This window comes from Paenibacillus phytorum (assembly GCF_013141715.1).
GTDB lineage: Bacteria > Bacillota > Bacilli > Paenibacillales > NBRC-103111 > Paenibacillus_E > Paenibacillus_E phytorum.
The window spans coordinates 32121-54039 of record NZ_WHOA01000218.1; the positions used below are offsets into that span (position 1 = coordinate 32121).

The window sequence follows — 21919 nt, forward strand, 5'->3', positions numbered from 1 at the left end:
CGACCAAGCGATAATTCCAGAGCCGAGTTCATCACCAATAAAACCAGAATCTCTTATATCGATCGGTAAGCCATATGGCGGATTATTTAGATCAGACTTGTTGTTTGTTGATCGACTGACTTCTTCATCGTCTTAGGCACCTGTACAGTCAAATAGTTATTAACCCACATAGCATGAAATACGATTAAATTTAAACTTTTTAAAAGGAAGTGGAATTCAATGTTTTCTATCCCACAACCGCAGGTGTACATGAGACAACCGCAGTCTCCTCCACCTGCATTCATCCCTCCAAAACCTGAGGTATCCTATGTGGTTGACTGTTTATATGAATACACATATGTCTGGCTTCTAAATGGTGACAATTTCTGGTTTTATCCAACTCGTGTAGAGTACGGTGAAGTTTCAGGTTATAGGTGGAATGGAGCGTTTTGGATGTTTTATGGCATTGATCCAAGAATTATTGATGTCGTTGCGTGCCCCCCAATTCCTACCCTTTACTGAAGTTGAATAAGTCCAAACTGCATCGGCTGCCTTCCTTGTTTATTGAACTCTTGTTTTCCGTTAGTTCAACCAGTTTTAAAGCGAGTTACTATTTTAGCTTAATGCCCCACTGAAAAGTTTCCCAAAGCTTATCAAAGATACGTTCGAGCACAGAAATAGATCCACAGCAACGAGCTGTGGATCTAAATTTAATATATTACCTATTGCTGCATATCATATTGCAAAAGTCATAGTAATAATAACCAACAAAATAAAGAGAACCAATACTGCTGCTGAACTACTGCCGCCATATCCTGCTCCTGTTGCTGCATATCCCATATATCAATCACTCCTTTCAAGTGACTCAGTCTCGGTACTACCAAAAGAAAAACGGAGACCTACGGAAGAAAAATGGGGACTCCTCAATGGCTAACAAATCAAAAAGGACAAGTGGAGTGACTGGGTTAAAGAATGGGCTGAACGGTGTAAATGCGCTAGTGCTTACTGATTTGGCATTTGAACGAAGATAGATTTTGTCACGCGTGCTCTTATCCAAAGTTCCCTCTAAAACTTGCCCTTGGCGAGTCATTACGTACACATGTTTGCCCATGAGGGATTTTAGCTTATTATTGTTGATCGACATTCCTACAACCTCCATTTGGTGCATTTTCTTAAAAAGCTTGAGGTCTGTTACGAATTACCACACAAATGTGCTGGTGATAATAACCAAAAGAATGAAGAGAACCAAGACAATAGCCGTACTTGTACCCAAACCACCGCTATAACAACCTCCTGCAGCATAACCCATTCCATCTCGCTCCCTTCTGCTATCAGATGGTTTATTGTATTTCAATGGCATTTGAATTGCATGGACAAATGTCAGACAGAAAAAGCCTGTTTTGAAGTTTTCATTTGTAAGACGATGAGGACTCAAGTACTCTATTTTTAAATACGTGACAGCTCACGGGTAATGTTTGTGGCCAAGGCAATAGTTTATCCAAAGCATCATGATCCTTCGGATCTGGCAGCTGCGGGAGCGATTGAAAGAGATAGGTCGGTCTTCTACTGTTTACGAAAAAAAACTTCGTGCGGGTTTCGTGACTTTTCACAGGGCTTCAGCCGTTGGATTTCGCAAACGTCTGCCTGCTAGCAACGTAGCGGCTTGGTCCTTACCCCGACTGAACTTGCATCAGTTAGTTGTACCTAGCTTGGCTAGACGCGCCCTGCCCGTTACTTTAATAAACAAAAGAGGAGCTGCCGCGAAGCAAGCCCCTCAACTATTGTTCCTCATTAGATGAACAACATCTCCATGAGTGTGATACTTTTGTTAAATGAACCAAACCCAAGCCAGGGCCGTTAAAGCGGGTGTTTGTATAGTTCGATCACATTGCCATCAGGATCGCGCAAATGGGCAACCCTGGCATTCCAGGCCAGCCTATCATGAGGCTCGTTAAGGAGTACCACCCCTTTATCTTTCAAACGGGCGCAAAACTCATCGACTTGATCCACTTCAAAATTGAGTAAGAATTTCGATTTTGATTCTTCCTCGGATAGAAGATTGTGTTCACCGATCACTTCCGCCATATTTTCATTGGAAAAAATTTCTATTTTTGTTTCGCCAGTCTTAAACGATGCGAACTGCATCTTCTCTTCGGAAAATCCCAATGGAATCTCCATCACGTCTCTGTAAAATGCCACACTTTTATCGAAGTTTTTTACCAACAGTCGAACTTGCGATAGTTTCACTTTTCCACTACCTCTCTTTACGAAATGGGACTTGCCCTATGCTATCCTCCAAGTTTAACATAATCGCGAAAAACTATATTGTAAAAACACGACAACTTGCCGTTAGTTGTTGTACAGTTCTACGTATCAATATTAAATTAAACTGCCCGTCCCTCCTCATCAGTTGTCGCCAGTGTGAATAAGTTAGATCACCTGCACCCGAAAGGATAGAAGACTCCTAATCTACGGATTACCAATATCCTATGCGCTGCAGATTTTTAAAAAGAGACTGAGCCGCGTCTTATTTAGTGATGTCTTTTTCTTCGACTGCCTGCTTTTGAATGTGTTTAATAACTCGAATACAACTAGCGGTTATGAACTATTTAACAAAACAAAAATATTCTCACCCTGCTTGTAATCTTCCTGATGAGGGCGAATCTATATTAGAAGTCTCCAGTAAAACGCCCAAGGAATGAACACAACACCAGCTAAAGCCAATAAGAAAAGTTGTATTCGAACTCCGCCAGTGATCTGGTGCAATTTCCGACGCCATGACGCAAAAGTGAAGATTGTGAGTACAATAGTCGCGATAGCTAGGAGTCGAAGAACAAGCCAAGGTATGGGTTGGCCTAAAACTACAGGACCGATAAGATTCGCGGCAGTAACCACAGTGAAAAGGAAATAAATCACGAACCCCAGAATAGTTGTCAAACCAACGGCAACAAGCCAACGTGCAGGTAATTGGGCCAACACAGCACTGCGCCGTTTAAATACAATGTGGTATAGGGCAACGAAGGGATAACTGCTGAATGCAATTATGAAAAGAAGAAGAGCACCTAGCTGCAGCCAACCGGATTCAAGCCATGAGAGCGACATTATTGCAACGCTCTTTCGATCCTGATGCGGTGCCGCTTGAACGCTAATGATCGGAATGCTTTGGGCTAAATCATTAACCCAGGAACCTACTGTATCTGCGAAACCATCAGCGAGCTCTTTGGGTCTGTCAAAGCCTCCATTGAAACTAACATTCAAGTTATGTCGAGCCCCTTCAATAAAAGCAATCGTATAGTGGGTGTTACCTCCACGTTCAAGAGCCTGCTGAATAATGTGCGAGCTCTCTTCTGGCACCGCTTCGCGATCGAGAGCCCCCCACAATGCCAACACGGGTTGATGGACTTGCTCCCAAGACGGTACAGGATCGTAAGCATGCTGAGTAAACAAGCCTGCATCGACAAGCTGCCTGATGCCGTTTACCTGCATCATTTTTAGAAACGATCCGGTTACACCGGCATGGCGCAAAAATTCGCCATAAGCCCATGCCTGCTGACGTGCCGGCGATACACCTACTGCGCCTGCCGCAATAACAAAAGCTGTTTCAGGAGCCTGTATTGCAGCAAGAGGGGCTACCCAAGCTCCCTCGCTCAGTCCGAATATTCCAACCTGGTTCTGATCTACATTTTTCTGTGTCCGCAACAGCTGCATACCTGCAATGGAATCATTCGCGAGTATGGAATAATCCCGATGCAGCATCGAATAGCCGATTGATCTTTTGTCATAAATCAAAGTGACAATTCCGTTTTTGGCGAACGCCTCGGCCACCTCCTGAAACTCATCTCGCTTGACAGGCCCGGCTCCGCCTACCATTACAATGCCTGGGTAGTGCTTGCCAGTTGACGATGGAGCCACTATCGTTCCATGCAGCGTGACATCTCCATCGCCGAGAAACGAAACTTCAGTGCTGGTAATCCCTGTGGATTCGGCATTCGCCGGAACGGCAAAGGAACAAAGCATTGCGACCATCATTGCGAAAATCAGTGCTAACTGAGATATTTCTCGACCCCATACATAAGATCGTACTAACATCGTTCATTACCTCATTTCAATAGAATTCTATTAGGATGCATCCGTGTATTCGACATTTCGGATTGATAAATAAGAAACCAACGGACCTGCTGCCGCCAATAAAGCTGATGTCAAGATGATTGAACCCAGAGTTTCTCTAAAAATACTAGTCGTTGTAATTAGCAACACAATAAAGGACGACAGAATGGTGGTCGGAACCGATTTTTTCAACATGCCGAAGTATAATGGGATTAAACTCATCCCAGATGCGGCAACTGCTTGAACAACGATTTTTATCGCCTGTTGCCCTAAATCTTCCATGGCTAACGAGCCAGGAATATAACTGACTATGGAATCGGCGACCCAGAAAATGAAGGTTACAAATACATTGGAAATCAAGATCATCGCAAAGGTTAGCGTACATACGATCAAAAGTTTCGAAAGTATGATCTTTTTTCGATTGATCGGGTACGTGAACAGCAATGAAATGGTCTTGTTCTTGTATTCCCCGATAATCAGCCTAGAGATAAGAACCGCCGCATATAGGATAAAAACAACCCTGACTAACCTATCAATAATAAACAAAGCATCCTGATAACTGGCTAAGGGATTAGGCTCTCCAGTTAGAGGTACCGCGTAATACAGAGCCAACACGATGGCACTCATTAAGAAATTGATGATGATGATGCTCTTTACATAGGCAGCAATTCCAAATCTTCGCATTTCCAGTTTAATTAAATTCAACATTTGTAACCTCTCCATGTATGAGTTGATAGAAATAATCATCGAGTGTCTGTTTCTTTTTGCTTATTGTTTCAATAGCAATGCCATTTGCAATAAAATATTGTATAAGTTCTCTAGATGACATCTCTGCATCATAGATTCGTACGAGTTTGGAATCCAAAACCTTGAAATTGGTGATGTGCATCGTATGCTCGAGAACAAAAGCTGCCCTGTTGACATCGTCTGTTACCACCTCAATAAATTCCGTGTGCGAACCGCGAATGCTTTCCATAGACGTTTCCTCCAATAAAAGACCTTCTCGAATGACACCGATCGTATCGGCCAATTGTTCGATTTCCCCCAAAATATGGCTGGAAATCAGCAGCGTAATGTTGAATTCTTTGTTCAACATCTTGAATAAGTCTCTAAATTCGCGGATGCCGATTGGGTCAAGCCCGTTGATAGGTTCATCTAGAATCAACAGCTCCGGCTTTATTGTTATAGCCCTAGCAATACCCAGTCTCTGCTTCATTCCGAGAGAAAACTCTCTCACGGGTTTACTTTCGGCTTGATTCAGGTTAACCAATTCCAACGCTTCATTTATGGCATTCCTATTATGAAACCCCATATATTCGCAATGAAGCTCTAGGTTTTCTCTTGCCGTCAGTTTCTCGAAGAAAATCGGATTTTCGATTACAATGCCCATCCTTTTTAACGGTTCGTATGACGAATTTGTCCATTTTTCACCGAAAATCTCAACTTCTCCCCTATTCGGTTTTACAAGATTGGTCATCATCTTCATAACCGTTGTTTTACCGGCACCATTTGGACCTAAAAATCCATATATTTCTCCTTTTTGAACATTCATGCTCACGTTGCTGACAACTTCTTTTTCTCGATACGTTTTAGTCAATTGTTTTGTTCTTAAAATATAAGTCATGACCGCTCTCCTACTTTCTATGAATTAACTTTATTATCTCAGCTAAAATGTTCTTATTTGTGATATAAATCTTAAGAAAATCTTACTTGCGAACAAAAAAAACCGCCAATCGGCGGAAAATATAAGATAGTTCATTAAGAATGAATTTGCTGCAATTGCACAGTGAAAATCGTTTTTTCATAGGGTTTGCTTCGCAGAGAAATGTTGCCTCGCATCTTTTCAACCAGCCTTTTTGTAATCGTAAGTCCCAGACCGCTTCCTTGGTACAATTTATTTCTGGAATCTTCTAACGTGTACATTCTTTCGAAAATCAAGTCCTTATGTTTTTCGGTAATTCCTTTTCCTTGATCCCAAACGTCGACAAAGATATAATGTTCGTCTTGCCTTAGAGTCAAACCTACGATCTTACCCTCAGTGCCATATCGAATCGCATTCGATATTAAATTATTTAAGATCCGTTCCAAAGCCTCTTCATTTCCATAGGCAAATGTTCGAGCATCCGGAATTTCAATTACCGCTTCCATCTCTTCGGATTGGATTTGGTTATAAAAAAGCAGCATGCTTTTGCGACAAACCTCATTCATATTCACGCGCGTCAATGGAATATTCTTATCTCCCGACTCCAATTTGGCCAAGTCAAAGAACTTCTGGATCAACTCTAATAATTCTTTTGCTTTATCTTGCACCTCAGCCAATAGTCGATCTTTTTCATCCGCGCTTAAATGGGGTCGATGCAATAACGTTTCTATATATCCAAGTACAACCGTAAGAGGGGTTCTAAGATCGTGCGAAATATTAGCCAACATCATTTTCATAGAAGCTTCGGTTCGCGTGTAATCCACGATAACTTTGCGATTGGAATCAAGCAGACGGTTTATCTCTATGATCAGATCTTTCAAAGTTGGGTCGTCTGTGACCAGAAGAAGCTTCTCTGGGTTATTGTCGGAGATGATCGCATTCAATTTTCTGGATATATATATCAAGTTGCTTCTGTTTTCCCGTGCTGATTTATATTGCAAATAGATGACAATGGTTAACAGGACAATAATACAGATTCCTATTAAGTTCAAATCAGAATTCCCCCAATCGGTACCCGAACCCCCAAAGGGTTTTAATATATTTGGGCTCTGATGAATGATCTTCGATCTTGTCTCTTAATCGTTTCATGTGAACGTTAATGACATTCTCGTTCCCATAATAGTCTTCGTTCCAAATTAATCCGTAAATCTGTTCTTTCGTAAACGTACGCTTCGGATTAGTAAACAATAATTTCAAGATAGCGAACTCTTTTGAGGTCACCTTAATATCTATGCCATTCTTACTGACTATAAAATTCTCCAAATCCATAGTAAGCTCGTTTACGGTGATAACTCTATCCTCTGCTAACTTCTCGGAGATAGAGTATTGTTTCGCACGTCTAATTGCGGCATTTACTCTCGCTGCAAGCTCGATCATTGAAAAAGGTTTGGTAATATAATCGTCAGCACCAAAACCAAGTCCCAAAGCTTTGTCCACTTCTCCATCCTTCGCGGACAGTATTAAAATCGGCAAATTACTTGATTCACGAATCATTTTCAGAAAATCCATGCCATTCAGCTTCGGGAGCATCAGGTCTAACAAGATTAAATCGAACTTCTCACGCAAAAAAATTTGATACGCTTCTTCCCCGTTAAAAGCGCAAACAATGCCAAACCCCTCATTTGATAAATAACCTTTGACCATGTTGCTGATTGAGAGATCGTCCTCTACAAGAAGAATGCGATGCGTCATTAATTCCAACCTTTCTTTCATAACAATTTTCTCCTGGCTATCTGATTAATATATTCGTTATAAGTTGATTATTCCCAGTATTCTTTCATAAGGTCTGATACCCAGTATGGCTGTTTAGTCTCTCCTTTCGGGGCAAATTCCTTCATTACAGGCTTCAAGTCCAACACTGGTGTCCCGTTTATTGCATCAAGACCTTTTATGTAAATAATTTTGCCCTCGCGCTTTAAGACCTCTACTGTAGTTAACCCCAGTTTGTTCGGCCTGTTTTTACCTCGCTGCGCAAAAATCCCTACCTTAGGGTACTCTTTATTGTTTCGTGGGTGTCTGGCATCGAATTGAATATTATCATCATTCACTTGATTAAAGTAGAAAATGACTTCTAGATGGGAAAAATCCTCGATCCCCTGTACGCTTTCTTCGCTAAATTCACTTGTGAGTTCAATAGTGGATACAATATTGCCCCAATAATCATCTTCTATTACTTCTCTACTGTTTCTGACATATGCGACTGGTTTAACACTGAACATAGGTTACCTCCTATATATTGGATAATATTATTATGATTATTAAAGGTTAATAGTTCAATATCTGTAAAACAATTATTTCGCTAATCTGCCCACTCGTTGAATGGCACAAAGAGACCCACAGCAACGGGCTGAGGTCTGAGTATATATTTAAAAGGGGTCGAGTTTTATTATAGGCTTGATTCATTAATGAATATATGATTTCAATTTTGTTACAATTACTTAAGTCTCGCCAAAGTAATCATCTATTTTTTAAAATTTAGTTCGCTCTCAAGTATCTTTAGAAACTGATCAATTTTAGTAAAAACAAAATCTGGCTCAATTTCAAAATGGGTGCTTTGATAGGTAGATAGCCACTGTACTCCAAAAGTCCGCACTCCTGCAGCTTTGCCCGCCTTTATATCAGCATTGCTGTCTCCAATAATAACAGCTTCATCTTTTGGAACTCCAAGAAACTCCAATACTGTAAAAATACCTTCTGGATTAGGTTTGGGTTTCTGTACATCATCTCCAGTAATCACAATGTCAAAGTAATGTGATAAGTTCAGCGAGTCTGAGGATATTTGAAATGCTTCTCTACTTTTCCCTGTGATTACTCCCATTTTTATGTTATTCGATTTTATATACATTAACAGCTTTAGCATTTCGTCAGTCATATGTACTTGAGAGGCATGGTCCTTTTGATAAATTTGATAATATTCAGAGATTGCTTCTGCAACATATTCCTTTTTTAAAAGGTTATTAGAGATTATATCGTCTTCTGTTGGCCCAAACATAGAGATTAGTTCTTCTGTAGATACATCCCTATTATCGTACTTTTTAAAGATAAATTTAAAAGCATAAAAAGACAGCGGCAACGTATCGGCCAGAGTCCCATCAAAGTCGAATAATACTGCTTTAATAGTCACATGTTCACTCCCTTAGGTATATTTCTAATATGGTTATCATACCAATCCCTACCAGAAGTCCACTTTTTAGAAGCAGGATTCTCTTGTAGTATTTCAGAACAGGCGATTGCCATAATATATTCTTCTAATCCATTATTATCACTATTAGCAAATTTGTTGAGCATATAATTTAAAGCCTTTTCTCCTTGCAAAACAATGTATTTGTAATCCTTATTACTATCTACACCCTTAATATAGTCATACGGATTAGAGGAAAGTGATACCGTATAATCTTTTGGATTAGTAATATTGTTAAGTTTTCCATCGATTGTTTGCTCAAAGGTTAAATCCGTTGAAACTTTCTTTACAGTATTATTGCAACCAATCAAACTGAATACAAATAAAAAAGTGAGACATATAACCATCACGTTCATTAATCTTTTTCTCATAAATTTCTCCTTTCTATAAATTCGTCATAACATCTACAAGTGTTCATAAGATAAATACAATCGGTTTCCAGCTTCCTCGAACCAATTATACCGTATTTTTACAATTAATATCTGGTCTTAGTTCCATTCTCTATTGCGTTAAACTCCCTGTTAACAGAAAAAGGCTGCCGAACTATTGTCGGCGGCCTTCTCTTGATGTCTAATCAGCTATTTAGCTTATTTCTTAATTAACATAAAATCATCATAATGAAACCCCGGCGCTACAACACAGGAGACAAAAACAGGCTCGTTTCCTAACGGCTTTGCCGTCTGCCAAACGTTGGCCGGAACTAAGGCTTGTGGACACTGTCCATTGATGACATCTGGTCCGAGAATAATTTCTTGTATTTCCTCAGGCTTGTCCTTTGTACCTCCAAGTGTTAGCAACAGTGGACTACCTGAATGCCAGAGCCAAAGTTCATCCGATAATACCTTATGCCACTCTGAAAACTCTTCTGGGTGAAGCACGAAATAAATGGAAGTTGCCGCATATCGGGAACCTGTGTACGCTTCACTAAGCACCTCTTTTGGAATTTCGAAGGAAGCTTTCCATAGCTCCTTGTACCATCCGCCTTCACGATGAGGCTTTAAATCTAGTGCTGCAACTAAGGGTGATAAGGATTTTGTAATCATATAGTTTCTCACTCACTCTCTCACTATTTCTTTCTCTATAAAATTTCTATTATATTATACACTTATAACGGGTGGGTAGCACCAGCAAAAATGCGAAACCGAAACTTGCAATTACTACTAGAAAGGTTTGAACACCATCAACAGAATCGAGATGAAAGCGGCAAGATTCGCGATCCCTTCCAGCCAAGCAGAGCGTCTGCGGATCAGTCGATACGCGTCAGGCAGATCATCACCCTGCGTTTGTAGCAGCAGCGTAAGCTGCTGTTTGATGCAAGCGGGATGCAGGCCAGCCAAAATGACCAGAATGATTAAGAAGATAGCAATCGAGATCAAATACCACAGTTCATGGAACAAGTCGGTTTCCAGGAAGCCAAGCGCAAGACCCGTAAGGAATAGCAGTATACCACCTATTTTCGGCAAGTTCGCCGTCTTCTGCAGCAGCACAAGCGCGAACTTGGCTTGACCCACTGTCCGGGCGCTGCTCATGATCAAGGGATAGCAGATGATTGCGCCAATGGCCGTCACGGCCGCGATGATATGGATGAACAAAAGGTAAATATACATGTTATGCCCCCTAATTTGTGAATGCCCTTTTTTTTCCATGATGATACTGTTCTATTTATTCGCTGTTTTGGCTCGCTGTTCTTCTCGATACAACATCCAACCTACAACAAGTAGGTATACCGCAGTAATAATATGAATCCAAGAAGGTGTTTTATCTACAGCATTCGTTAATACCAATATTGCATCTACGATTGGCATTAAAATAGAAGTTAACATAAGAACTAGTAATGCTTTTCTCATACGAAGTACCATCAAGACTAGTAGGAAGATTCCAATAAACAGATCACGATCTGCTTTAATATGCACAAGATATCTATCAGCGGTGTCATGCAGTGGTATACCAAAACCTCGAATCGCAGCTTCTGGCTGGATAAAACCACTTACTCCTAAATACAACATCAACAGCGTAACAACACCCACTAACCAAAATGTTACTGACTTTGGTCCCCAATAAGATTTACTCATTTGTCTGGCTCCTTTTTCCATTTATTTGATTGACTTTATTGTATATCGGTAATAATATTTTGTTAAGAACGCACTTTAAAGTACGGCACTTACTTAAAAGTAAGGGGGTGATTTATCAATGATTCATCAGCGCGAATGTCCAATCGAGACTGTCATTCATGTTTTAGGTGGAAAATGGAAGCCGATGATTTTATGGCATTTGATCGAATCAACCAAGCGGTACAACGATCTGGAAAAGCTAATACCTAACGTCTCCCAAAAAATGCTCACGCAACATCTTCGAGACTTGGAACAAGAAGGCGTGATCGAAAGAACGGTATACCCCACCGTCCCTCCAAAAGTAGAATATTCACTTAGTGAATATGGCAGAACATTGATACCTGTAGCAGAAGTGATGTGTGCTTGGGGAGAAAATCATAATGAGCGAAAAAAAGAAGAACCAGCGTCTTAAGCTGGTTCTTCTTTTTTTCGTAAACTTTGATGGAAAGTCAGAGCAATTAAACAAAAAAAGCGCCACCGGATCTCTCCGATGACACTTCGTTTTAAATCAGTGAGTGGTAAAGGAGGCGGTTTCCCGCCCCCTTCCTTAGGTCAATCTGTTTTTTATCCGCTCAAGAATGTTGCTGTTTCTTGCTCTGTAAACGCCAAAAATAACAGATCCCATGACTGCTGCCGCGGCTGCAGTTGATGCAACGATCTTTGTTTTATTTACCTGACGCATTACGAACACCTCCACATTTTTTTGAGCGAACAATGCTTAGTATGCCTTAGAAGATGAGTAAAAATTCAAGGTTTGGATGTTTAAATCTATCTAATAGAATCAATTTGAATGCTACTACTTTGCCTGAATGTACCCTTCCGCTTTTAGCAGTTCGGCGATCAGAACTGCACCGCCCGCTGCTCCGCGTAATGTATTGTGTGATAGTCCTACAAATTTAAAATCGTATATTGAATCCTCGCGCAATCTCCCCGCCGAAACACCCATACCTCGCTCAATTTCACGATCAAGCTTAGTCTGTGGCCTGTTCTCTTCTTCAAAATAAGTAATGAACTGTTTCGGTGCGCTTGGCAGACCAAGCTCCTGCGGACGTCCTTTGAAATGCAGCCAGCGATCTAGAATTTCTTCCTTCGAAGGTTTTTTCTCAAACGATACAAATACGGTAGCCAAATGCCCATCCGTTACTGGAACGCGAATACACTGCGTTGTAATTAAAGGCGCACTTGCTTTAATAATTTCATCATTTACAATGCTGCCCCATATGCGAAGTGGCTCCTGCTCGCTTTTTTCTTCCTCGCCGCCAATATACGGGATGACATTATCCAACATATCGGGCCAATCGGTAAAGTTTTTACCGGCTCCGGAAATCGCCTGATACGTCGACGCAACCACTTTTGTCGGTTTGTAATCTAGCAGTGCATGAAGGGCTGGCACATAGCTCTGGATTGAACAGTTAGGCTTAACGGCAATAAAGCCGGTTGAGGTTCTAAGCCGCTTTCTCTGTGCAGCAATCACTTCAATATGCCCTGGATTAACTTCTGGAATGACCATCGGGATGTCAGGCGTCCAGCGGTGAGCCGAGTTATTGGAAATAACGGGTGTGCCCGTTTTGGCGTATGCCTCTTCCAACGCTTGAATTTCATTCTTTTTCATATCCACCGCACAAAAAATAAAATCGACCTGACCGGCAACTTCCTCCACGTTCGATGCATCCAGAATGACGATATTTTTCACTTCTTCAGGTATTGGGCCAGACAACTTCCATCTTCCTTGCACAGATTCTTCATATGTTTTACCTGCTGAACTGCTACTAGCGGCGATGGCCGTTACTTTAAACCAAGGATGCTGATCCAGCAACTGAACAAACCGCTGACCAACCATTCCTGTTCCTCCGACAATACCAACCTTCAATTTTTCTGACATAAGATATTCAAATCCTTTCAAAATAGCATGATTAAGGGGAACCCCTAAATATATATTCAAACAGTCTGATTCGGTGTACCGCATGTTGCACGTGAGCTGATCTTCTTAAGCACCAATAAAAAAAATCCCACCCCCAAGACTATAGTCAGTCTTAGGGACGAGATTGTATTTACTCGTGGTACCACCCCAGATTCGCTAATATGTCGCCATATCAGCCTCTTCAAGTACGGCATTACCATGTAATGCGTATACTTTAGCTCTGTAACAGGAGCTCCTGACACGCCATCACCCTTTTCGAAAGGATCCGATGTGCTGCTCTGAGGCTTTTTTCAATAAAACATTCTTTACTCCTTTTCAGCAAACCGGAGCTCTCTGTGAAAGAATTCATTTATTTACTCTTCTCTTCACCGCATTTGATTATTGCGATTATATTATCAAAAAACCATTGTAAGGTAAACATAAATTTTGAAAATTCGAATTCATCTACACTTAGTGGAAAATTCATAGCCTTTTTCAGTGTCGATTTCGGTATAAAAATTTCATAAGGTGGCAAACTATTCCTTGTTGTTATTTTAATAAAGGAGGTGTCACATGCCCAATCAAGATAATAATCAGGCAACAAAGGCAGAAGTACAGTCTACGGAGTTAAACAAAATGCCTGTCCCAGGTAAAGATGATACGGAATTTTCCGCAGAGGAAGCAGCAGAGGCATTTAAAGAAAATCAATCTTCCAGCAGCAGATCAGAAAATCAATGATCATCATATGCGAAAAAGCCCGGTTCCATTTGGACCGGGCTTTTCGTTTTTCTATAAAATTAATGTTAATTCAACTTAATTAATGACCAACCATAACTGGAATTTCTGCACTGTCCGTGGACTCGCCTTCCACCCTCTTGGGCTTTTGTAGCATAAGACCAAGCAAACCGCCGACAACCGCAATACCCAGCAGAACTAAGAAAGTGTACCCAAAGGAAGAAGCATACAAGTCTAAATCCGGCTTCTGCTTACCTGATTCAACCATTATATTTTTCATCTTCGTTGTAAAGATCGTCATCAAAATGGCGATAGCGAAGGACATCATAACTTGCTGTGCAGCGTTCGTGAGCGACGTTACACGGCCAACCAAATTCTGTGGTGCGGATTGGATCAAATGATTATTGAGAGGCATCATAAACAGTCCCATTCCCGCGCCTAGCAGTGCAAGCGGCAGGATCACTGTCCCTACACCTGAATCGCCAGAAATATTAGACAGTAAAAATGCTGAAATCGTTGTAAGTGCCATACCCGCCAAGACAAGCGGACGCGCTCCGAAACGATCTGACAGTTTACCGCCAATTGGCATAAATAAACCGGATGCCAGAGCTTGCGGAAGCATGATAAGACCAGTTTTCAGAGGGCTATAGCCATGGGCCTGTTGTAAATATAAGGGGACAAGGAACATGGTTCCGAACATTGCTATCTGAGAAATCCATTGCACGACGATCCCTTTTGTAAAATTACCTGAGCGGAAAACGCGCAGCTCGAGCAGCGGATTTTCACGTCTTAATTCCACAATAACGAATAAAATAAGCGCCACAATACCGATTCCTGAACCAATTAGCGTATCAGCATCCATCCACGTGGATTTCCCAGTGATCGGGTCAATACCACCATTAGATACACCGTACACTAGCGCCGCAAAGGCAATTGGCCCTAAAAGCATGCCAAGTAAATCCAAGGATGCAACCGACTGCCGCCCTATATTCGGTAATGTACGGATTCCAAGAACAATACCGATTACACCGATCGGTAGGTTAATCAGGAATATCCACTGCCAGCTGTGATATTCAACTAACCAGCCTGCAACGACTGGTCCAAGCGCCGGACCCAGCAAGATCGGAATACCCATCATGCCCATGACTGCGCCTACTTTTCCTGGCGGCGACAGACGATAGATGAACGCCATAGCAATAGGAACAACAACACCGCCACCCAGACCTTGGATGATACGGAAAGTAATCAGCATTTCAACCGAATTAGCCAGCGCACATAGACCAGACCCAATAGTGAATAGACCTACCGAGATCAAAAATATTTTCTTGGCGCCAAATCTGTCGGATAACCACCCCGCTAAAGGAATGACGGCTGCTTGTGCCAGCGCATATCCAATTACGGTCCATTGTACTAAGGACAAGTTCAATAGTTTAAATTCTTCCTGCAGCTTGGGAAGAGCAACGTTTACCGCCGTTCCGTCCAAAATTACCATAAAAATCCCAACCACAATTGCCACCAACGGCCCTAATATGCTTCGCATTGAAAACGGGGCTTCTGTTGCTGCAATGTTTTTACCTGAAGACATGTATTCCCTCCATCCGGTTCAGCATCCTCTGCTGACTCTCTCTTGTCTAATTACAAATTTTACGGACAATTGTCCGATTCACAATGATGCTAACGAAATATTATTTATTTGTCAATAGGCTGGAAGATTATTTGTTTCATTCAGTTATTGTCTTTAAATCACTTACTTTTAATAGTGCTTCTCTATTCGTATCATGATATACAACCCTAACTTCTAGTTCATAATCATCAGTCAACTCGAATGAAAGAATTGTGCATTTCCTACCACGATTCTTCGTCTTTCTAGGATTGTCTGGAGCAAAAACATAGGAGCCTCCAATAGTAAGATTAACTGTATCACTCATTACATCTGCAACCCTCTCATGTTGTATTAAAATTTCAGTTCTGCAATTGCCTTCTTGTACTTATCAATCCTTGCATAGTCTTTATCAGTTGGGTTAGGAATACGGCCAATATCACTGTTATCCTCTAGATCCAGAAGCTTCACTTTCGTCGCTAGGGGGTTTAATTTGATCCTGTTGATAAAGCCTTCATATGATTCATCTGCTCTTTTTGTAAGGCAATCAAGAGCTTCTATAATTTCTACGCTAAAACCTGCATTCTTTAAATCAAATAGAGTAATATCTGAATCTTCGACAACATCATGTAAAATTGCTACAATTGATTCTTCTTCGCTGCTGGCTTTAGTTGCTAATCTTGCAGGATGTAATATGTATGGATTTCCACCTTTATCTGTTTGACCATCATGAGCTTTCGCGGCTATTAGTATTGCTTTCGTTAAAGTACTCATTTTCACATCTCCTTCATTATAAAAATTCCAGCTGCATCATCTATTGTATCATACCTCGATTTCCTTATTAACTATGCGGTTACTTCAAATCCATTCCAATTAGAAGACGAAATGGCAGCCGATCAATTAGACCGACTGCCGTTTTCTTGTCTTGAATGTTCAATACATCCCTGTGAAACTAAGGAGTAACGCCATAGAGTAAAGCACCAATGGCTCCGGAATATTCTCCATTTTCAACAAATACCGGTAAAGCTCCTCTTAAAATAGTATAACTTTGAACTGTTTCTTTAAGTAGGTCATTTTGAATAAACGAGGATCCGATATAAACAACGGATGACACACTGCAACTCTTAGCCGCAAGAACGCTGGTAGTTGCTACTGTTTCTCCTACAAGACCGACTATCGACGCCAAAAGTTCTTCTTTGGCAAACTCTTGATAAGAAAATGATTGTAAAACCCTACCAAAGTTACTGGCCGTTAAATCGCCTGAGATAGGAGGTTCTGCTCCCTCATAAATGTGACTCACTTTCAAATCGATTCGATCTCGTATTCCCTTAACTGCTAATTTAACGATTGCTTCATAATCCGTTAAACCAGTCAACAATTGAGACAAACCCAACAATGGTCCGCCACCAACCCCGGTTCCTCCAACACGTTCATGTTGGCTATTTCCAACGTGATGAATTGAAGTCCCTGTACCAACATTAGTTAATACATACTCTTGCAGTTTTGGATCGTCTTTATTAAGAAGATACTGCACTCCGCGACATGTTGCCTCAAATTCAATAATGTGTAATGGTTTTTGAATCATTAACGTTTCAAATAATGATGCCTTGCCGCCGGTAAGAAATATTTGGGCACCATCAAACTTATTAATGTTTGAAGCAACGTATTCTATTTGGGCCACTGGGTATTTGCTAAAAGTAAAGAAGTTATTTTCCTCACAAACAACTTTGATTAGGGTACCGCCAGCATCAATTCCAATTTTCTTAATTACTGAGCACTCCTCTCAACGAAAAGCAAAAATCTATTCTTTTTATTCAGCTCCGTTTATGGGCTGGCCGTAAACCACATGGAAATGAAGATGTTTCGAATCTTGATAATTCCCAAGGTTCGTTATTACTCTACAAGCACCATATTCGGATACCACTCCGGAAGCTACCTTTTTAACAATATCCATTAATTCAATTAACAGGTCATTATCGCCATAGTCTAAAGTTATGAGTGAAGAAATGTGCTTCTTCGGAATAGCCACGATGTGCACTGGGTAAAAAGGACGGGTGTGGTGATAGGCAAGTACATTTTCGGTCTCCATTACCTTTTGTACAGGCGTTCGATCACTTAAAACCTCTTCGCAATAAAAATCTTCAGACATGTCTCATCACACTCCTAGAGTTCAATGATCTTTGTTGCAACATTATTGCAAAATTCCCTGTCATGCTCCACAAAAAGAATGGTTGGTGAGTACTCGAGCAGTAACTCTTCAATTTGCATGCGAGAAATAATATCAATAAAATTAAGCGGTTCATCCCAAATATGCAAATGAACTTTCTCACTAAGACTTTTAGCAATCAGTACCTTCTTCTTTTGCCCTCCGCTAAAGGCTAATATATCCTTTTCAAATTGAACTCTGGAAAAATCCAGCTTTCTTAAAATCGATTTAAAAAGGCTTTCATCAACCCCGTTGGTAGCAGCATAGTCAGATAAATTACCTTGAAGATGGGAAGTGTCCTGCGACACGTAGGATATCTTCAACTGACTATCCTTCCTGAAGGTGCCTGTGTAGTTTATATCCTCACCGCAAATAAGCTTGATGATACTTGATTTTCCAGAGCCATTTTTACCCGAAAGAGCAATTCGCTCACCTTGCTCAATAGTAAAACTTATATCAGCACAAACCATCTTCTTACCGTAAGAAATCGAAACATGATCAAGTTCAGCAAGTTGGTTTTTATGAAAAGCTAGTTGTGAAATCTCTAAGCTGTCAGCGTTTTCGATATTTTTAAGGAGCTTAGACTTTTCATCAATTGCAGATTGCTGCCTCTGTTCAATTGCTTTAGAGCGTTTCATCATTTTAGCTGCCTTATGGCCAATATATCCTTTATCTACCTTAGAACCGGAATTTCTTGTTCCGTTTTTTGTCTTTTCCACTTCGTGTGACCAGTTACCCGTCCGTTTAGCAGAATCCGACAATCGTTTAATGTCTTTTCTAAGTTTTTCGTTCTCTGCAAGTTCAAAGTTATCTTGTCTCTTTTTATTTTCCCACCAACTGGAAAAATTACCTTTTTGAATTTCTATATTGGTCTTATTGATTGAAAGTATGTGGTCTACACAGTTATCGAGAAATGATCTGTCGTGAGACACCAAAATATATCCACTTTTTGTATTGAGATAATCACTAACAAGTTTTCTTGCCGTCATGTCAAGATGATTGGTTGGTTCATCAATCAACAGAAAACTATTTTCCTTAATAAATAATGTAGCCAGTAACACTTTTGTTTGCTCACCGTTAGACAATGAATCAAAGGGCCGATATAAAACATCTTCAGAAACTTTTAGCAATGAAAGTTCACGCATTAATTTCCAGTGAATATAGTCTGGATAAATGTCGTTGATGACATCAAGGGTATTATTTCCTTTGTTTTCGACTTGGAAAGGGAAATATTCAAAACTGACATTAGCAGAAATATTTCCGCTATATTCATATTTACCGAGCAACAAGTTCAGAAATGTTGTCTTACCTCTACCGTTTCTTCCCGTAAATCCTAATTTCCAATCGGTATCTATTTGAAAATTGACGTTTTCAAATATGTTATCGTAACTGCCATCATAGGCAAACGTCAGGTTTGTAACATTTATTAATGACATGAAATCATCCTCCTGTATGAAAAATATAAAAGCTACAAGAAAGTTACTTTTCTTGTAGCTCAAATAAATACAGTTAATCCAACCCACTTTAGAGAGAGTTAGATAAGGATATATTGATTGAGTGAAAAGATATAGTAACTTTCTTGCATATAAAGAATAAAACACGCGAAAAAAACCGCATTTATTGTTTTATTATTTTATATAGTTAGCAAGAAATATTACATTATGCTTTTCAACTCCATTCATTAAATTACTAATATATTAGCATGCCCATTTTATAATTTCAACAAATTTCATTATTTATCCATACTGATGACGACTTTTCCTTTGGGGTGCCCTTCTCCAAGATACCGGAGAGCTTCTGCAGTCTCACTTAATGGGTAACGTCTATCTATAACAGGTACTACTTTGCCAGCTTCAAAAAGCTCCTTCATGAAATTTTGATCATTTTGGTTTGGCTTGTGCATAAGGATACCGATTTCCTTACTCCCCCTCTTTGAAATCCATGGTCCTAGGAACATGACTTGGAAGATTCGAGACATGGAACCTCCTACCATGACATAAGTGCCATTGGCACTTAATGCACGTTTGTAATCAAAAATCGATCGATATCCCGCAACATCAAGAATTAGGTCATAACGCTGTCCATTTTGTGTGAAATCCTCTTGCGTGTAATCAATAACCTGGTCTGCACCAATCGATTTCAGCATATCCAATTTCTTCGTACTGTCTACGCCAATCACTTCAGCCCCGAATGATTTGGCAATCTGTACCGCAAAGGTACCCACTCCTCCACCTGCACCATTAATTAAAACCTTTTGACCTTTCTGAATTTGTCCTTTATCACGAAGTCCCTGCAAGGCGAGGACTGCTGCTTGTGGAATGGCCGCTGCTTCCTCGAATGTCATACTGGCTGATTTCAGTGTTAATGCATTTTCACGAGCACATACATACTCCGCAAACCCGCCCCAACTACACCCGGAAATGTCCCCAAATACTTCATCACCCGGCAGAAACTGCTTTACGTCTTTGCCAACCGCTTCAACCCGCCCCGCTATGTCAGCTCCGAGTATGTTGTATTTTGGTTTTAGAATCCCCCCATCAAGGCGGACTAAGAATGGTGTACCTCTCAGTAGATCCCAATCCCATGAATTTACGGATGCAGCATATACTTTTATCAGTACTTCATTGTCCTTGGGAATAGGTTTTTCTACTTCTTTGAGTTTAAGAACATCAGTAGTTCCGTATGTTGTGTATACAATCGCCTTCATGAAGATTGCTCCTTAACACCTATTTGTGTTTTGGTTTTGTTTATTAATTGGGGTTGATTGCAAATGAGTTAAATCCTTTAACTATCAGCCATATCGGTAGTATGATTTCAAATAAGGCTCCTGGAAGAAATAAAAACATTCCTGGACTATAGCCGAAAATCTCTAGCAAGGCGCTTGTTAACAACGATGCGTAGCCAATAAGCCCAAAGACTGAGATTAACCGCGGAATGAGTTTTGATTGATACAATAAATAACAAAACAACAGGCTAACTAGACTAAGAACGATCATTGCCACCTGAAAGGCCAAATACTTCCCTTTTATTGCTAATGTGCCTATCGTGCCTCAATAACCCTAAAAGCAACGTAACCAAGAGCGATAGTTTCATTATACTTTTTTAAGATTGGAAACAGCATGATTGCAATACCAACAACTGCAGCGGAATTAATTAACTCAAGAAGCATTCCTATTATCACTTGGGTTTTATTTAGATAAACATTATTAAGAAAATCCGGATCATTTAGAATAGATTCTATAAGTCCATTGCCTAGTATATAGGCAGCCGTTGCAGCTAGAAATAAAATTCCTACAATTCTTGCCGTTTTTTTGTTTGAATTCACTTTTTACCTCCAACTATCGTTTAATGCTACCCGCTTTACAAATATCGCCAATTCGGATTGAATCTGAACAGCTTTGCAGGCCTATGCCCTGCATCCTTAGTAAATTGATTGGTTTCCATGACCATGTCAGCTATCTTTCTTCTGAATGCTGCAGAAAGCAGCTCTTTTCCCAAAGTAACCTCATAGACCTGCTGGAGCTCTGATAAGGTAAAAAGTTCCGGCATCAGATTGAAAGCAATATCTGTGTACTCAATTTTATTCCTAAGTCTCTCAACTGCATATTGGATCATTTCCGCATGATCAAATGCAATTCCATTCGAAACGATAACCTCTCTTTCTACCCTTGCTGTTTTTCCAGAATATTTTTCGATAACTTTAATAATAGCCTCCAGGATGTCCTCATCGTTTGAAAGAGTAATTTTTACGACTTTTTCAAATATCAAGTCCTTCTCCAGCATGGTTTTCTTCTCTTCAAGCACACTGTACCTAACGTTGAACCATCTGGCATCATCGGCATCATCCCCAGCCTTCACTTCGAGTGATCTGCAATCAACAAGTGCCATATACGAACAGCTGATAACTCGTGTACGAGGGTCCCTATTTACATCACCCCATGTATAAAGCTGTTCCATATAAACATCATCAATATTAGTTTCAGTTTTTAGCTCCCGTAAAGCAGCTTCATCCATACTCTCGTTCTCTGTTACAAAGCCTCCGGGTAAAGCCCATTGCCCTATATAAGGATGAACCCCCCTTTTAACCATGAGGAGTTTCAGTGACTTTTCCGGCAGCTTTCTATAGTTTTCTTTTTCCTCATCAACTACAGTGAAAATTAACATATCTACGGTAACAGACGGTCTTTGATAAATACTGGCATCATACTTCTGTAAAAACTCCACTTCAGTAAGTCCCTGCTTATCTCTAATTTCCTCTTTATTCATGTGTAGATCACCCATTCTTTGATTTCAATATTATGTTACAAACAAATTGTTATTATCAATACGTTAATATCATTTAAACTTTAATTCCAATCATTGTCAATACCTATTAAAAAAAGAGTTATCCTCAAGTAG

Annotated in this window: 30 protein-coding genes and 1 other annotated feature; of the genes, 3 read left to right on the top strand and 27 right to left on the bottom strand. The window is 40.3% G+C overall.

The features are described 5' to 3' along the window. Positions 1-86: 86 nt before the first annotated feature. The 4 genes from GC098_RS30405 to yjcZ form a co-directional block, all read right to left on the bottom strand. Positions 87-284 (bottom strand): hypothetical protein, encoded by a 198-nt coding sequence (locus GC098_RS30405; RefSeq protein ID WP_171647256.1) that lies wholly within the window; start codon positions 282-284, stop codon positions 87-89. 430 nt (positions 285-714) lie between these two features. After that, complete coding sequence (locus tag GC098_RS39640; protein WP_216625476.1) at positions 715-819, bottom strand: YjcZ family sporulation protein; 105 nt, start codon at positions 817-819, stop codon at positions 715-717. 37 nt (positions 820-856) lie between these two features. Next, the gene (locus GC098_RS30410; RefSeq protein ID WP_171647258.1) at positions 857-1123 is read right to left on the bottom strand and encodes a hypothetical protein; all 267 of its coding nucleotides are present in this window, start codon (positions 1121-1123) and stop codon (positions 857-859) included. 54 nt (positions 1124-1177) lie between these two features. Beyond that, positions 1178-1288, bottom strand: a complete 111-nt coding sequence (gene yjcZ / locus GC098_RS30415) for a sporulation protein YjcZ (RefSeq protein ID WP_171647260.1) — start codon at positions 1286-1288, stop codon at positions 1178-1180. Between the two features lie 199 nt (positions 1289-1487). On the opposite strand from yjcZ, the gene GC098_RS30420 reads away from it, so the two are divergent. Further along, a complete protein-coding gene (locus tag GC098_RS30420) occupies positions 1488-1778 on the top strand; it encodes a hypothetical protein (protein WP_171647262.1) in 291 nt (96 codons plus the stop codon). Positions 1779-1836: 58 nt separating this feature from the next. On the opposite strand, the gene GC098_RS30425 is transcribed toward GC098_RS30420, so the two are convergent. From GC098_RS30425 to GC098_RS30480, 12 genes are all read right to left on the bottom strand, one after another. Further along, on the bottom strand, positions 1837-2226 hold the full coding sequence (locus GC098_RS30425; protein WP_171647264.1) for a VOC family protein: 390 nt from the start codon (positions 2224-2226) through the stop codon (positions 1837-1839). Positions 2227-2643: 417 nt separating this feature from the next. Next, the gene (locus GC098_RS30430) at positions 2644-4068 is read right to left on the bottom strand and encodes an alpha/beta hydrolase family protein (protein WP_171647266.1); all 1425 of its coding nucleotides are present in this window, start codon (positions 4066-4068) and stop codon (positions 2644-2646) included. Between the two features lie 30 nt (positions 4069-4098). Further along, on the bottom strand, positions 4099-4794 hold the full coding sequence (locus GC098_RS30435) for an ABC transporter permease (RefSeq protein WP_171647267.1): 696 nt from the start codon (positions 4792-4794) through the stop codon (positions 4099-4101). Continuing rightward, on the bottom strand, positions 4778-5710 hold the full coding sequence (locus tag GC098_RS30440) for an ABC transporter ATP-binding protein (protein WP_171647269.1): 933 nt from the start codon (positions 5708-5710) through the stop codon (positions 4778-4780). Before GC098_RS30440 ends, GC098_RS30435 begins: the two co-directional genes overlap by 17 nt. A 134-nt stretch (positions 5711-5844) precedes the next feature. Further along, on the bottom strand, positions 5845-6780 hold the full coding sequence (locus tag GC098_RS30445; protein WP_171647271.1) for a sensor histidine kinase: 936 nt from the start codon (positions 6778-6780) through the stop codon (positions 5845-5847). 1 nt (position 6781) lies between these two features. Further along, positions 6782-7501: a response regulator transcription factor gene (locus tag GC098_RS30450; RefSeq protein WP_376773994.1), complete on the bottom strand. Its 720-nt coding sequence runs from the start codon at positions 7499-7501 to the stop codon at positions 6782-6784. Between the two features lie 47 nt (positions 7502-7548). Continuing rightward, positions 7549-8007 (bottom strand): tRNA (N6-threonylcarbamoyladenosine(37)-N6)-methyltransferase TrmO, encoded by a 459-nt coding sequence (gene tsaA / locus GC098_RS30455; protein ID WP_171647273.1) that lies wholly within the window; start codon positions 8005-8007, stop codon positions 7549-7551. 242 nt (positions 8008-8249) lie between these two features. Beyond that, complete coding sequence (locus GC098_RS30460; protein WP_171647275.1) at positions 8250-8912, bottom strand: HAD family hydrolase; 663 nt, start codon at positions 8910-8912, stop codon at positions 8250-8252. Further along, a complete protein-coding gene (locus GC098_RS30465) occupies positions 8909-9340 on the bottom strand; it encodes a hypothetical protein (protein WP_171647277.1) in 432 nt (143 codons plus the stop codon). Before GC098_RS30465 ends, GC098_RS30460 begins: the two co-directional genes overlap by 4 nt. Before the next feature lie 216 nt (positions 9341-9556). After that, positions 9557-10009: a cupin domain-containing protein gene (locus GC098_RS30470; RefSeq protein WP_171647320.1), complete on the bottom strand. Its 453-nt coding sequence runs from the start codon at positions 10007-10009 to the stop codon at positions 9557-9559. Positions 10010-10129: 120 nt separating this feature from the next. After that, positions 10130-10576: a DUF2269 family protein gene (locus tag GC098_RS30475; RefSeq protein WP_171647279.1), complete on the bottom strand. Its 447-nt coding sequence runs from the start codon at positions 10574-10576 to the stop codon at positions 10130-10132. 51 nt (positions 10577-10627) lie between these two features. Next, positions 10628-11041, bottom strand: coding sequence for a DUF4267 domain-containing protein (locus GC098_RS30480; RefSeq protein WP_171647281.1), 414 nt, complete (start codon positions 11039-11041; stop codon positions 10628-10630). Between the two features lie 118 nt (positions 11042-11159). On the opposite strand from GC098_RS30480, the gene GC098_RS30485 reads away from it, so the two are divergent. Next, positions 11160-11492 (top strand): winged helix-turn-helix transcriptional regulator, encoded by a 333-nt coding sequence (locus tag GC098_RS30485; protein WP_171647283.1) that lies wholly within the window; start codon positions 11160-11162, stop codon positions 11490-11492. Positions 11493-11627: 135 nt separating this feature from the next. On the opposite strand, the gene GC098_RS41000 is transcribed toward GC098_RS30485, so the two are convergent. Together GC098_RS41000 and asd are read right to left on the bottom strand one after the other, a co-directional pair. Further along, positions 11628-11762 carry a hypothetical protein gene (locus tag GC098_RS41000; protein ID WP_281367150.1) on the bottom strand — a complete coding sequence of 45 codons (135 nt, stop codon included), beginning with the start codon at positions 11760-11762 and terminating at the stop codon, positions 11628-11630. Positions 11763-11876: 114 nt separating this feature from the next. After that, positions 11877-12962 (bottom strand): aspartate-semialdehyde dehydrogenase, encoded by a 1086-nt coding sequence (asd, locus tag GC098_RS30490; protein WP_171647285.1) that lies wholly within the window; start codon positions 12960-12962, stop codon positions 11877-11879. A gap of 150 nt (positions 12963-13112) precedes the next feature. Then, positions 13113-13379, bottom strand: a binding site (T-box leader). A gap of 174 nt (positions 13380-13553) precedes the next feature. Here asd and GC098_RS30495 point away from each other — a divergent pair. Beyond that, a complete protein-coding gene (locus GC098_RS30495; RefSeq protein ID WP_171647288.1) occupies positions 13554-13718 on the top strand; it encodes a hypothetical protein in 165 nt (54 codons plus the stop codon). A gap of 79 nt (positions 13719-13797) precedes the next feature. On the opposite strand, the gene GC098_RS30500 is transcribed toward GC098_RS30495, so the two are convergent. The 9 genes from GC098_RS30500 to GC098_RS30540 form a co-directional block, all read right to left on the bottom strand. After that, positions 13798-15300 (bottom strand): MDR family MFS transporter, encoded by a 1503-nt coding sequence (locus GC098_RS30500; protein WP_171647291.1) that lies wholly within the window; start codon positions 15298-15300, stop codon positions 13798-13800. A 369-nt stretch (positions 15301-15669) separates the two neighbouring features. Further along, positions 15670-16089: a GTP pyrophosphokinase gene (locus GC098_RS30505; protein WP_171647293.1), complete on the bottom strand. Its 420-nt coding sequence runs from the start codon at positions 16087-16089 to the stop codon at positions 15670-15672. 178 nt (positions 16090-16267) lie between these two features. Then, a complete protein-coding gene (coaW, locus tag GC098_RS30510) occupies positions 16268-17083 on the bottom strand; it encodes a type II pantothenate kinase (RefSeq protein WP_171647321.1) in 816 nt (271 codons plus the stop codon). Between the two features lie 42 nt (positions 17084-17125). Next, positions 17126-17464, bottom strand: a complete 339-nt coding sequence (locus tag GC098_RS30515) for an HIT domain-containing protein (RefSeq protein ID WP_171647295.1) — start codon at positions 17462-17464, stop codon at positions 17126-17128. A 14-nt stretch (positions 17465-17478) separates the two neighbouring features. Next, positions 17479-18957, bottom strand: a complete 1479-nt coding sequence (locus GC098_RS30520) for an Lsa family ABC-F type ribosomal protection protein (protein ID WP_171647296.1) — start codon at positions 18955-18957, stop codon at positions 17479-17481. A 296-nt stretch (positions 18958-19253) separates the two neighbouring features. Next, a complete protein-coding gene (locus tag GC098_RS30525; RefSeq protein ID WP_171647299.1) occupies positions 19254-20228 on the bottom strand; it encodes an NAD(P)-dependent alcohol dehydrogenase in 975 nt (324 codons plus the stop codon). Positions 20229-20271: 43 nt separating this feature from the next. Beyond that, complete coding sequence (locus tag GC098_RS41805; RefSeq protein WP_376773997.1) at positions 20272-20517, bottom strand: DUF4386 family protein; 246 nt, start codon at positions 20515-20517, stop codon at positions 20272-20274. Between the two features lie 44 nt (positions 20518-20561). Further along, positions 20562-20846: a DUF4386 domain-containing protein gene (locus GC098_RS41005; RefSeq protein WP_171647303.1), complete on the bottom strand. Its 285-nt coding sequence runs from the start codon at positions 20844-20846 to the stop codon at positions 20562-20564. A 35-nt stretch (positions 20847-20881) separates the two neighbouring features. Next, the gene (locus GC098_RS30540; RefSeq protein ID WP_171647305.1) at positions 20882-21787 is read right to left on the bottom strand and encodes an NUDIX hydrolase; all 906 of its coding nucleotides are present in this window, start codon (positions 21785-21787) and stop codon (positions 20882-20884) included. Positions 21788-21919: the final 132 nt, after the last annotated feature.

Bases quoted from the DNA above. Each gene is read 5' to 3' on its own strand.
- GC098_RS30540 (WP_171647305.1), bottom strand. From the start codon at position 21,787: ATGAATAAAGAGGAAATTAGAGATAAGCAGGGACTTACTGAAGTGGAG.
- GC098_RS30435 (WP_171647267.1), bottom strand. From the start codon at position 4,794: ATGTTGAATTTAATTAAACTGGAAATGCGAAGATTTGGAATTGCTGCC.
- tsaA (WP_171647273.1), bottom strand. From the start codon at position 8,007: ATGTTCAGTGTTAAACCAGTCGCATATGTCAGAAACAGTAGAGAAGTA.
- GC098_RS30405 (WP_171647256.1), bottom strand. From the start codon at position 284: ATGAATGCAGGTGGAGGAGACTGCGGTTGTCTCATGTACACCTGCGGT.
- GC098_RS41805 (WP_376773997.1), bottom strand. From the start codon at position 20,517: ATGATCGTTCTTAGTCTAGTTAGCCTGTTGTTTTGTTATTTATTGTAT.
- GC098_RS30410 (WP_171647258.1), bottom strand. From the start codon at position 1,123: ATGTCGATCAACAATAATAAGCTAAAATCCCTCATGGGCAAACATGTG.
- GC098_RS30515 (WP_171647295.1), bottom strand. From the start codon at position 17,464: ATGTCTGAAGATTTTTATTGCGAAGAGGTTTTAAGTGATCGAACGCCT.
- GC098_RS30420 (WP_171647262.1), top strand. From the start codon at position 1,488: ATGATCCTTCGGATCTGGCAGCTGCGGGAGCGATTGAAAGAGATAGGT.
- GC098_RS41000 (WP_281367150.1), bottom strand. From the start codon at position 11,762: ATGCGTCAGGTAAATAAAACAAAGATCGTTGCATCAACTGCAGCCGCG.
- GC098_RS30520 (WP_171647296.1), bottom strand. From the start codon at position 18,957: ATGTCATTAATAAATGTTACAAACCTGACGTTTGCCTATGATGGCAGT.
- GC098_RS30495 (WP_171647288.1), top strand. From the start codon at position 13,554: ATGCCCAATCAAGATAATAATCAGGCAACAAAGGCAGAAGTACAGTCT.
- GC098_RS30485 (WP_171647283.1), top strand. From the start codon at position 11,160: ATGATTCATCAGCGCGAATGTCCAATCGAGACTGTCATTCATGTTTTA.
- GC098_RS30480 (WP_171647281.1), bottom strand. From the start codon at position 11,041: ATGAGTAAATCTTATTGGGGACCAAAGTCAGTAACATTTTGGTTAGTG.
- GC098_RS30525 (WP_171647299.1), bottom strand. From the start codon at position 20,228: ATGAAGGCGATTGTATACACAACATACGGAACTACTGATGTTCTTAAA.
- GC098_RS30440 (WP_171647269.1), bottom strand. From the start codon at position 5,710: ATGACTTATATTTTAAGAACAAAACAATTGACTAAAACGTATCGAGAA.
- GC098_RS30505 (WP_171647293.1), bottom strand. From the start codon at position 16,089: ATGAGTACTTTAACGAAAGCAATACTAATAGCCGCGAAAGCTCATGAT.
- GC098_RS30500 (WP_171647291.1), bottom strand. From the start codon at position 15,300: ATGTCTTCAGGTAAAAACATTGCAGCAACAGAAGCCCCGTTTTCAATG.
- GC098_RS30475 (WP_171647279.1), bottom strand. From the start codon at position 10,576: ATGTATATTTACCTTTTGTTCATCCATATCATCGCGGCCGTGACGGCC.
- GC098_RS30465 (WP_171647277.1), bottom strand. From the start codon at position 9,340: ATGAGAAAAAGATTAATGAACGTGATGGTTATATGTCTCACTTTTTTA.
- GC098_RS30430 (WP_171647266.1), bottom strand. From the start codon at position 4,068: ATGTTAGTACGATCTTATGTATGGGGTCGAGAAATATCTCAGTTAGCA.
- yjcZ (WP_171647260.1), bottom strand. From the start codon at position 1,288: ATGGGTTATGCTGCAGGAGGTTGTTATAGCGGTGGTTTGGGTACAAGT.
- GC098_RS30450 (WP_376773994.1), bottom strand. From the start codon at position 7,501: ATGAAAGAAAGGTTGGAATTAATGACGCATCGCATTCTTCTTGTAGAG.
- asd (WP_171647285.1), bottom strand. From the start codon at position 12,962: ATGTCAGAAAAATTGAAGGTTGGTATTGTCGGAGGAACAGGAATGGTT.
- GC098_RS39640 (WP_216625476.1), bottom strand. From the start codon at position 819: ATGGGATATGCAGCAACAGGAGCAGGATATGGCGGCAGTAGTTCAGCA.